Genomic DNA, 11032 nt, shown 5'->3' with positions numbered 1-11032 from the left:
GCAAGGACTGCCGCGAAGAGAGCATGAAGGGTTCCAGCCTGTGCCTGAAGTGCGCAAGGAGCGTGGCGATGCGGGGATCCCGTTCGTGCTCCGGCTCATTCCGCCAGATCGCAATTCGGTGCAGCACGTGTTCGCCGCGAGAAGGCATGCCTCTCTGGGGGTCCTCTGGGCTACCTGGCTCAGGTCGACGACGGTGACCTCATGGATTCTCTCGGTTGAGTCCGAAATGGTCAGCCAATTTCTGCAACGTGAAGTCCTGGCGTAGTTTGCACGCACTGTGCGTGCTGGCAAACATCCCTGTCTCCCGATAGGCCTCCTCCTCTGGCACGGCCACGCTCCATTCAACCGGGATGGCATATTCCGCGAGGTCTTCGCCGAAGGAGTCCTCTCGGTCGTGACGATAGCGAGCCTGAAGTGGCAGGCTCGCCAGTGATTGCCACGTCCCCTGGATCCAGACCTCGGCCTTGTCGAATGTAACCGCTGTTCGCAGGGTAGTGCCGACCGCTACGTACCCTCGTTGAGGCAGGTACACGTTGACTCGAGCTCCTTCCGGGAGATTGCGTAGCGTGCGTGAGTACCACTCGCCGCCACCCGCCGAGATGAATCCATACTTTCTACCGTCTTCCCAGGACCGGCCGAGTCCGTCGCCAAAGTTGACGTACCAGTCTTGGCCGTTCCATTGGGCGCGCTTTCCCTTCTTGGTGCCCCCGGGGGACGGGACCGCGTCCGCGCTCTCGGCAGGGGCCAACCACGATCGGGCGAGGTACTGACGGTCCTCGTCCTCTAGGAATGAGAAGAACACCACGTTGATCGGGACGCCGAACTCACGCAGGTACGTGACGATGCGTTCTGAACTTGGGTCTAGTGAGGACGCGACGACTGTGAGTTCGAGGTCTGTGTTGATGTCGTCCGGAACAGGCGCATCATCGAAGGCGCGTCCGAACGCTGCCTCGAATGGCTCACGGAGGTACTCCGTGGCCACAGCAATGATGGCGTCCCGGTCCAATGTCGAGATCCAGGATCCGTAGTCGAGCACCTGAGCCACGACGTCGCGTGGGGTCTTGTCCCGTTTCAACTCAAGGACGTGCACGTCTCCATCGACGTCCATGGCCAGCAAATCGACGTAGGTGTTATAGGGCGTGCGTACCTGCCGCCCGATGATCATGAGGTTATCCCCGAGAAGTGATGGGTCCTGAGACAGATACTGCTCAAGCATGGACTCAAGTGGCATCGCGCTGGGCACGAGCCGCTGAGGTTGTGAGCCGTTGATTCGCCATATCCCCATCTCCACTGCCATAGCCACCAGTCTGCACCAGGGCGGCTGGGTGCGCAGGCGCCGCTGACGAACAGCAACTTCACGGCACCGGATTCTTGATGGCCGACGGGGGCAGCGCAGGGGGAAACGTGCCTGGTGAACCGAACCTCTGTGCGGCGGAGCGGATCTGCTGCCGTTCAGCGGGTATGGCCTTAGGCCTCATCGGCCCGGGCTTGTCTGCCACTCTCACCAAACTCCGGCCCTGACCAATTGGGGATGTTGCCCGTGGCCTGCGACCGGGGTGGCTCCCGTTCCTGGTCCTACTCGGTCTTTCGCTGAGTCGCGACCGCGCAGCTCAAACTTCCCGATTTTTCCTGTCGCGGTGTGCGGCAGTTCATCGAGCCGCATGAACTCGCGGGGCACTTTGTATCCCGCTAGCCGGCTGCGCGCGTGCGCCACGAGATCCTCGTTAGTCACGGAAACGCCCGACCTCAGGGTGACAAACGCACGTGGCCGCCCGCCCCGCTTCTCCTCTGACACACCGACGACCGCAACTCGACGACGGCCGGGCGGGACACGATCGCCTGCTCGACCTCGACCGAGGAGATGTTCTCTCCGCCGGAGGTGATGACGTCCTTACTGCGGTCCTTGACCTCGACGTAGCCGTCGTGGCGCATCACGCCCAGGTCGCCGCTGTGGAACCAGCCGTCGGCACGTCCTGCATCTTCGCCTCGACGACCCGCACTGACTCGGCCTGGATCATGCCCACGCCAATCGCGCCAGGAGCCGTGCTCGCTCCTCGCTGGGCAGCGCCAGCCTTCATGCACTCGGTGATGGTGAACGGCCCATAGACCTCGGTCAGCTCATGGATGTGCGTCACAGTGCTGCCGAGGTCCTCCATGGTGATAATCGTGGGCCGACCAGGACCACGCGCCGGCCGGCGATAGCGTCAGTGTCTCTGGTCTGGCACTGCCCTAGCCGCACACGTGTTTGACGAGAGCGATGAGGACGCGCAGCGCTTCCCACGGTTTGGTGCGCCCGGCAAGGGGCGTGTCGGGTCCGTGTCATATCGTCGGGTGCATCACGAGGAGGTGTGGACTTGTCGAGTCCCGGTAGCGACATTGCGCTGACTGTTAGCGGGTACGACCCGCTCACGGTCGACGCCGAGCAGCTCATCGGCGGAGGGCGCATTAGTGAGGTTCTCGTCCTGGGTGACGATGTTCCCGACATTATCGACGACGTCGACGATCTGCGCATGGTGCCGCAACCAGAGGTCTCGCTGCCGGAGGGGGTGTATTGGTTTACCGGCGTCACGCCGAGCGCCGCGATGATTGTGTCTGTCGGCACGCGGGCACACGAGCCCGTCGCCACGACGGACTCGGAACCGGGGCCAGGGACGCCCCTTGGCGCAGCATTGGGGTGGCTCGAGCATCTCTGGGAAGGCGCGCAGCCGTTGGAACGGCCGGCGTTCAAGGTCGGGGAGGGCGTCATTGTGGCGACGAGCGGCGAGGACGCCACCGTTCGCGGTCGCGAGGTCATCATGGGGCGCTGGCAGTACACCGTATCGGTGGCAGGGAGCCAAAGGACGGTGAGTGAACGGGCAATCGCGGCCCGTGAGGTCTCCGACGACCCGCTGGCTTGGGTGACGGGAGACCCATCCGACGCGCGTCGGTTCGCCGCCACCTTGACCCGCGCGAAGTTGGAAGACCACTTCACAGACACCGTCTTTAGCTTCCGCGCAACCAAGACGCTGTTTCGCCCCTACCAGTTCAAACCAGTGCTTAAACTCCTCAACTCGGGAAGCATGCGCATGTTAATCGCTGACGAGGTGGGACTCGGAAAGACCATTGAGGCTGGGCTCGCGTGGACAGAACTAGAAGCACGAATGAGGGCGGACCGCGTTCTGGTGGTTTGCCCATCGTCCCTGGTGACCAAGTGGCAGCGTGAGATGGATGAGCGCTTCGGTTTCGAACTGATCGAGTTTGGGCCGAAGTTGCGGGTAGATACCCTCGAGCGACTTGAGACCGGCAAGTCACGACCACGAGTCGCGTACATCGCGAGCATAGAGTCCCTGCGGAAGTGGGATGGCCTCGAGCGTGCCTCGCAACTGGGCCTGAACTTTGACCTCGTCATCGTTGACGAGGCCCATGCCTTCCGTAACAGCGAGACCAAGAGTCATCAGTTGGGGCAGGCGATCTCGCAATGGGCGGATGCGCTCTTATTCCTGTCCGCTACGCCGGTGAACCTCCGATCTGGCGACCTATACAACCTTCTTGAGCTGCTGGTGCCAGGAGAGTTCGACGACGTGCATTCGCTGGAGCGACGCATCGCGCCCAACGCGACGTTGCACAGGATCACGTCGTCGCTGCTCGATCCAAACGTGACCAACAAGGAGCGGTTGGGCTGGCTCGAGACGCTCGCCGCTGACCCCTTCGGGAACGTCCTGCTCCATCGTCCTGCCACCAAATTGCTCCGCGAATTGCTCCGGGGCCCGCATCTGGCACCTCGGGACGTCGCTCGCGTCAAGCGCCTGTGCAGCGAGTTGCACGGCTTGGCAGCGGAGATCACGCGAACTCGAAAGGTCGAGGTGCGTGACGACAAAGCCGTGCGATCGCCACGCGTGGTCGAAGTCGAGTGGACCGATGCGGAGCGTGACTTCTATGGGGCTTTCTTCGACTGGTGCAAGGTCCGGGCGCAGGTGTCCGGGCAGCCGATGAACTTCTCCATGCAGATGCCGCTCCGGTTGGCCGGTAGCTGCCTCCCTGCAGCTGCGAGGGATGTCCTCGACTGGAGGAGCAGTTTTACAGGTGATGCATCCAGGTCTGAATCGGCGATGGTCCCACCCAGCCGGGCGCTGATCGAGCTGGCATCCAGATTGGGATCCGATACCAAGTACGAGCAATTCGAGCCGGTGGTCCTCGATCTGGTGGAGCAGAAGCGCCAAATGCTGGTCTTCACCTTCTCGCGCAAGACCCTCGACTACCTTCACACCAGGCTGCTGCACGCAGGAGTGCGAGTCGCGACGCTCCACGGTGACGTCCCCAAGGATGAGCGTCACCGTGTCATGGAAGGCTTTCGGGCCGGAGAGTTTGACGTCGTTCTCGCAACGAAGGTGGCGAGCGAAGGCCTCGACTTCGAGTTCTGCTCGGTGGTGGTGAACTATGACCTGCCATGGAACCCGATGGAGGTCGAGCAGCGGATCGGGCGAATTGATCGGGTGGGCCAGCGGGAGTCCAAGATCGTGATTCTCAATTTCCACACTCCAGGAACAATCGAGACGGACATCATCGAGCGGGTTATGGCGAGAATCGGTGTCTTCGAGCAAGCCATCGGTGAGCTCGAGCCCATCATCGAGGCGGCCTGGCGAGGATTTGAGTCGCAGTTGCTGGACTTCGATCTCACTGAAGAGCAGCGTGCGCAGAAGTCCCGGGAGGTCATCGCTGCGATCGAGGAGCAGAAGCTTGCCCTCCAGGACGTTGAGACCGCGGCCCCGTACCTCATCTCGAGCGATGGGATGGACATCGAAGGGCTGGAGGCCGATCTGGTCGCGGCTGGCCGCTACGTAGGGCAGCGGGAGCTGGCGATCCTGGTGCGGGACTGGGTCGAGGCCTACGGCGGGCGGGTGACCGAGCGCGCCCCGCTGCTGACGGTCGAGGGGAACGCGGAGCTGGCTTCGCACGTCACACGCCTGGTGAGCAGCCGAATCAGAACCGGTAGCGAGGTTGAGGCGACCGCGAGCAACCTCCGCAACGCGATCTCTGTGACCGTCACTCTCGACCAGGAGCACGCCCGGACGACGGGCACCACCCTGCTCACGGCAACCCACCCGCTCGTTCTTGCCGCACAGAAGATGCCTGGGCATCGGCAGGCACGATTGGGCGCGATCCGGCTGGATCCCGACGAGGCCGGTGTTCCGGCCGGTGCATACCTGTGCCTGTTGAGCGTCGCACGTTGGGACGGGGTCCGGCCCTTGCACGAGGTGTGGTCGGCAGCAGTCGACCTGGCGGGGCTGCGGCCAGCGTCGCAGGCTCTTGGCGATGCCGTTATGGCTGGCGTGGCGGCAGGATCTCTAAGCTCCGCTCGTATCGGTTCGGGGTTCAGGCTGGACACCGCGGTGCGAGTCGCTGTGCGCGAAATCGCGAGGCGCAGGATCGTGCGTGAGGAGCAACTCCTTGAGGAGAACGGAGCGATCGCAGCTACGCGAGAGGAGTCGCTGCGAGAAGGGCATGAACGCCGCCGCGCCAAATTGAACAAACAAGTTCAGAGCCTGATAGCGAAGGGGCATGAACGCATGCTGCCTGCCGCTCTCGGGCGTCTGAAGAGGGAGGACGAGAAGTATGCCAAGCGATCAGCGGACCTCGACCAAAGCACCGCAGCGACGCTGGGCACCAGTGACCTTGTCGTCTGCCTCGTGGAGGTGACCGGATGATTGGACCAAACGAACGGCGAGGAAAGATCGCCTACGAAGAGGCGGCGAACAGTACCTACCTCAGGACCCTTGAAGACCGGCTCAACCAGCCGGTGGGCACCCCGGTGCCTCGTAATGGGGTCTGGCTCAAGGGCCTTCCGACGTTCGGCACACAGCAGGATGGGAGCATCCACCCCCTTGTTGCCCGGCTAGCCCTGCGAGCGGGAGACGATGCTGTCCCTCGGACGTTCTACATCGGCCCACGTCATCACACCTGGGACGACAAGGAGTGCTTTAGCTGGGCGGCACCGGTGGCCGACCTATTCTTTAGGCCAGACGAGTCCGAGCACCATCTGATCGACGGACTTGTTGCACGCCGCACCTTCTCGCATCGAATTCAGCGGATCGTCGCAGTGCAGGACGAGACCCTGCGCAGCCACGTGGGACGCCCTTTCGACGCCGACGACCTCGTCGTGCCGGAAGCACCTCGTGCACCCCGCCGTCGCGCCGCCATCGCGCAGCTGAGTCCAAGTACATCTCCACAGCCGCCAGCGAAGCCCGTGTCCTCACCAGTGCCGGGCACAGATTCGCAGGAAATTGAGCCACAGGAGACAGGGGCGACGCATGACATGCCATCTCAGGTCGTAGCGGGGCAGGTCGCGGAGATGACCGAAGGCATGCGGAGTCCAGACCTCGTTCTCGACCGTCTCCATGAACCGCGGACCAACCGATTGAGCTCGGTGCTCACCACCCTTCAGCCAGACCAACACGGACTGGCGTCGGCGCCCTCCGACGCACCCCTTGTCATCCAAGGGCACCCCGGGACAGGTAAAACAATCGTGGCCGCGTACCGAGCTGCGCACCTCGTCGATGACGAGCGGGCGGGCGGAGCACTCATGAAGGTTCTTCTCGTCGGGCCGACCGATGAGTACGTACACCACGTCAGTGGGCTTCTTAGCCCGCTAGTTGAACCTGGCCGAGTCAGAGTCGTAGCTATGGAACGGCTGTTGCTCGAAGCAGCTGTAGTGAAGGGCACGGTCGGTGGTGCCCTCGAAGGCGTCCCGGACGACGTCGATGCCGCTGCGCGGTCCCTCACGGATCTCGCCGTCAGGTTAGCCACTGCCCATAGAATGCTTAGCACAGGCAAGGCAGCCGTCCGCGAAAACCGCAAGACGGTATACGAGCTCCTCCGCGCAAACGGCCTCCGACAACAGCCGCTGTCGACTGACGCCGAGAAAATCTCGTGGATGAGAAAACTGCCTGCGTATGACAGTGCAGTGAAGCAACGGCGCTTCCTTCCGCTGCTTGCACAATGTAGTTTGTCGATCCGCCAGCCTGCCCCGGCAGAACGCTTCGAGCACATCATTGTTGATGAGGCGCAGGACGTGTCACCCGTGGAATGGAACGTCATCGACCACTACAGCCGGCATGGCCATTGGACCCTCCTTGGCGATATGAACCAGCGTCGCTCGGACTCCTCATACTCCTCGTGGACACAGATTGCGGACCATCTGGGTCTTGGGGAAGATGCAGGCACGGTGCGCGAGACCGTAATTCGCCGCGGTTATCGATCGACGCAAGCCATCCTTCGGCTTGCTGACCGGTTGCTGCCTAGAGAATTGCGCGGCGCCCGCTCCCTACAAGTCGACGAAGAGGAACCGGCCTTTGTCCGCGTCCAGCGGCATGCTCCCGAGGCCCTTGCAGACGCGGCCGTGGACAACGGGCAGTTCCTCCTGTCCAGGCATCCACACGGCACGGTCGCAGTGATAGCGATGAATCCCGCTCGAATCTTCACGGCCTTGCACAGTCGGGGATGGCGTCGTGGGACCTCCGCGAGCGATGCAGTCAGTCACGAATGGCTGAAGGGTGAAGAACGGCTCTCCGTGCATGTGCCGGAGTCGGCCAGAGGGCTCGAGTTCGATGCAGTGGTCGTTGTGGAGCCGGGGGAGTTTCCTCGAAATCTCGGCCGGTCAGGGCAACTTTATACAAGCCTCACCCGCGCCAACCGGGAGCTTGTGGTCGTCTATCAGGGGCCCCTGCCGGACGAACTCCGGCGGGCTGGTCGACGGTAGCGCCGAAGTACAGCAGCTCCCGCGGCACGGGCAGGCGGCGAGAGCAGGGCGGCCGCAGCGTCGACGCACACGAGCGGCTGCACAGGAACCCGCTCCCGGCTCGTGCCACGCTGGCGTGTCGGGAGCTAATCGTGCCACGCCGAACCTCTGGCCCACGCCGACGAGGCGTACCTGCAGGTCGAGCCCAACGGGGGCGCCTACCAAGCGATGATCGCGGCCTAGCGACACGAGGACAGCACCAAGGCGATCGCCCTGATGTGTCCTCTCATCGAGCCTCTGCGAGCTGATGTTCCACGCCCCTGGTCAAGTTGCGCAGGCTCGCCCGGACCCGGACCCGCCGGGCAGGGGAGGCCCTGGCCTACTTCGACCCTCCCGCACAGCGAGCGGACCCACGGAAGCGATCAACGGTCGCCTCGAGCACCTCCGCGGCTCCGCCCTCGGGTTTCGCAACCTGACCGACTACATCAAAGAGCCCCTTGGGTCGGGTGGACTCAGACCCCAACTACACTCTGCATTGTGAAGAGCCCTGAACCCCTGCTCCGATATATCTTAACCATTGTATGGTCGGCCTAGCGTGCCGCACACATCGCAGGACTTATCGTGGATATAAAAATTAGTTTTTGGGCAGTTGAGTTCTCGCACGAAGGCTGTGCTACTGGATGTGGTAGCGCATCCGATCACGCGGCACTTATCGCAATAAAATAGCGGGCTTTGGCAAGTAATTGTGCTGCCACCGGGTCGTTGGGAAAATGTGGTCTGGCACGTCTGCATGGATTCTCAACTTTCCTAGTTTCAAGTCAGCCTATAATTTGGGGCCAGGTACTCCGTCGCGCTGCCCCCCTTCATCCCACGGGATCGTTGCGTCAGTGTAGCCTCCTGGCACATTGGGTCCAGGCTCGGAAGGCACCGGGCACTTCCGTTGTTCTTCCCAAGTCTGGCGCCTGCAGTGGCCTCGGTCCTGAGGTACCCAGACCGCGTATCCAGCGAGGTCTGAGGCTCTGCGGTTGAGTTCCGTGGGCAGCCAGCAGTGGGAGTCTCGGCGGAAACGACACCAGTCGTGCGACCAGTTCCGGCCGGGCCCCTTCCAGTAGCTAGTCGGTTCTGGGCTCCCTGTCACGAACTTTCGTAACTCCCTCCAGATTCCCATTGCATTCTCACCCCTAACGCTTGGTCGCGATGGGCTGTCGCGACTGGACCACTTCACAACCCGTTTGCGTACAAGGCACCTTAGATGACCCAACCGACCCCGTCCAGCCGTCTCCGAGGTCAAACTTCCATACTGATGGCTGACTCGTGTTGTTCGAGGAGGGAAGAAGAACCATGAATGGTCTCTGGGAGCACCCCCGGCGGTTCAGCCCTCGGGTTCCGCAACCTGACCAACTACATTGCCCGCGCGCTCCTGGAGGCCGACCCCAGCTACACCCTGCATTGTGAAGATCCCGAAGGCCGTCGAACGTCTCGTCGCCGAGCACGCGGAACCCCGCTACGTGCATCAAACCGCCGGACTTGGGCGTGATCAGCGACTACAGAGCCTGGCTCGCAGGTCCATCCCGCCCTTCCTCAGCGGGGCCTTGATTCCGGCCTAGTCGAGGGGCTTCAGCCCACTACCGTGTCTGTTGGCGATCGGTCTCGCCGTGGCGGGTGTTTCGTCGCCAGTCGACCGGTCGTGGATTCCGTCGCTAACCGTCCCGTGATGAGGCGTTACCCATTCTCACGCAGTTCGAACTTGACGATCTTGCCCGTCGCCGTGTGCGGCAGCTCATCGAGCCGCACGAACTCGCGGGGCACCTTGTATCCCGCCAACCGACTCCGCACGTGCGCCACGAGCTCCTCGTCGGTCACCGAAGCGCCTGACCGCAAGGTGACAAACGCACGCGGCCGCTCGCCCCACTTCTCGTCGGCAACACCGATGACTGCGGCCTCGACCACGGCCGGGTGGGAGACGATCGCCTGCTCGACCTCGACGGACGAGATGTTCTCGCCGCCGGAGATGATGACGTCCTTGGCGCGGTCCTTGATCTCGACATAGCCGTCGGGGTGCATCACGCCCAGGTCGCCGCTGTGGAACCAGCCGCCGGCAAAGGCTGCCTCGGTGGCCTCGGGGTCCTTGTAATAGCCGACCATCACGTTGTTGCCGCGCAGCACCAACTCGCCGAAGGTCTCACCATCGGCGGGCACGTCCTGCATCTGCGTGTCGACGACGCGCACGGACTCGGCCTGGATCATGCCCACGCCCTGCCGCGCCAGGAGCCGGGCACGCTCCTCACCGGGCAGCTCGGACCACCCGTCCTGCACCTCGGTGATCGTGAACGGCCCATAGACCTCGGTCAGCCCATAGACGTGCGTCACCGTGATGCCGAGGTCCTCCATGGTGGCGATGATCGTGGGGGAGGGCGGTGACCCGGCCGTCGTGATGCGCAGGTCCTGCTCGACCGGGTGTGCCTCGGGCGCTCCGGCGATCGTCGACAGCACGGTCGGCGCACCCCACAGGTGCGTGACCCCGCGGGTGTCGATCGCCTCCCAGACGGCGTCGCCGCGCACCGCTCGCAGGCAGACCTGCGTGGCCGCGGCACCGGTGACGCCCCACGGGCCGCACCAGCCGTTGCAGTGGAACATCGGCAGCGTCCACAAGAAGGTGCTCGACCGGTCCAGCTGGTTGTGCACGATCGCCCCCATCGCCCCGAGATAGGCGCCGCGGTGCGAATACATCACGCCCTTGGGGCTGCCGGTGGTCCCGGAGGTGTAGTCGATCGCGATCAGCTGGTTCTCGTCGCTCACTGACCACGGTAACAACTGGCCGTCGACTGCCGTGGCCCGCACCTCGGCATACGTCAGGTCCGCCGCTGCGCGGCGCTCGTGGCTCGGCGCCACGGTCGGGTCGTCGACCTGCACGACCACCTCCAGCGCTGGCGCGGACTCAGCGATGCCGTCCAGGTTGTCCAGCAGCTCGGAGTCGGCGAAGAACACCCGCGCCTCGCTGTGGTTCAGGATGTATTCGACCTCCGGGCGGGCCAGCCGGGAGTTGATCGCCACCAGCACCCCGCCGGCCAGCGGCACCGCGAAGTGCGCGATCAGCGGCTCGGGGACGTTCGGCGCCAGGAAAGCCACCCGATCGCCCGGGTCGATCCGGTCCGTGAGCCAGGCGGCGAGCTGCTGCGCCTCAGCCGCAAACTCGGCATACGTGCTCCGGCGCTCGCCATAGACGATGGCGACGTGGTCGGGGAAGACCGCGGCTGAGCGCTCCAGGAACCGCAGGGGAGTCAGCTCGCTGCGGTTGGGGGACAGGTCGGACACGAG

The 11032-nt window shown here is 63.6% G+C and carries 7 protein-coding genes; 2 read left to right on the top strand and 5 right to left on the bottom strand.

The features are described 5' to 3' along the window. Positions 1–199: 199 nt before the first annotated feature. The 4 genes from NF556_RS16420 to NF556_RS16410 form a co-directional block, all read right to left on the bottom strand. On the bottom strand, positions 200–1297 hold the full coding sequence (locus NF556_RS16420; protein WP_252592101.1) for a PDDEXK family nuclease: 1098 nt from the start codon (positions 1295–1297) through the stop codon (positions 200–202). Between the two features lie 204 nt (positions 1298–1501). Beyond that, positions 1502–1795 (bottom strand): AMP-binding enzyme, encoded by a 294-nt coding sequence (locus tag NF556_RS21540; protein WP_425607047.1) that lies wholly within the window; start codon positions 1793–1795, stop codon positions 1502–1504. Then, on the bottom strand, positions 1747–1932 hold the full coding sequence (locus NF556_RS16415; protein WP_252592100.1) for a hypothetical protein: 186 nt from the start codon (positions 1930–1932) through the stop codon (positions 1747–1749). The genes NF556_RS21540 and NF556_RS16415 overlap by 49 nt, the downstream gene beginning before the upstream one ends. Continuing rightward, positions 1932–2156, bottom strand: a complete 225-nt coding sequence (locus NF556_RS16410; RefSeq protein ID WP_252592099.1) for a hypothetical protein — start codon at positions 2154–2156, stop codon at positions 1932–1934. The genes NF556_RS16415 and NF556_RS16410 overlap by 1 nt, the downstream gene beginning before the upstream one ends. Before the next feature lie 192 nt (positions 2157–2348). On the opposite strand from NF556_RS16410, the gene NF556_RS16405 reads away from it, so the two are divergent. After that, the gene (locus tag NF556_RS16405) at positions 2349–5684 is read left to right on the top strand and encodes a DEAD/DEAH box helicase (protein ID WP_252592098.1); all 3336 of its coding nucleotides are present in this window, start codon (positions 2349–2351) and stop codon (positions 5682–5684) included. Further along, positions 5681–7735 carry a helicase domain-containing protein gene (locus tag NF556_RS16400; RefSeq protein ID WP_252592097.1) on the top strand — a complete coding sequence of 685 codons (2055 nt, stop codon included), beginning with the start codon at positions 5681–5683 and terminating at the stop codon, positions 7733–7735. The genes NF556_RS16405 and NF556_RS16400 overlap by 4 nt, the downstream gene beginning before the upstream one ends. A gap of 1701 nt (positions 7736–9436) precedes the next feature. On the opposite strand, the gene NF556_RS16390 is transcribed toward NF556_RS16400, so the two are convergent. Beyond that, on the bottom strand, positions 9437–11029 hold the full coding sequence (locus tag NF556_RS16390; RefSeq protein WP_252592096.1) for an AMP-binding protein: 1593 nt from the start codon (positions 11027–11029) through the stop codon (positions 9437–9439). Positions 11030–11032 lie beyond the last annotated feature (3 nt).

Source organism: Ornithinimicrobium faecis (genome assembly GCF_023923225.1).
Lineage (GTDB): Bacteria > Actinomycetota > Actinomycetes > Actinomycetales > Dermatophilaceae > Ornithinicoccus > Ornithinicoccus faecis.
The sequence above is the reverse complement of the archived record's forward strand: the minus strand, read 5'-3'. Positions and strand labels throughout refer to the sequence as shown.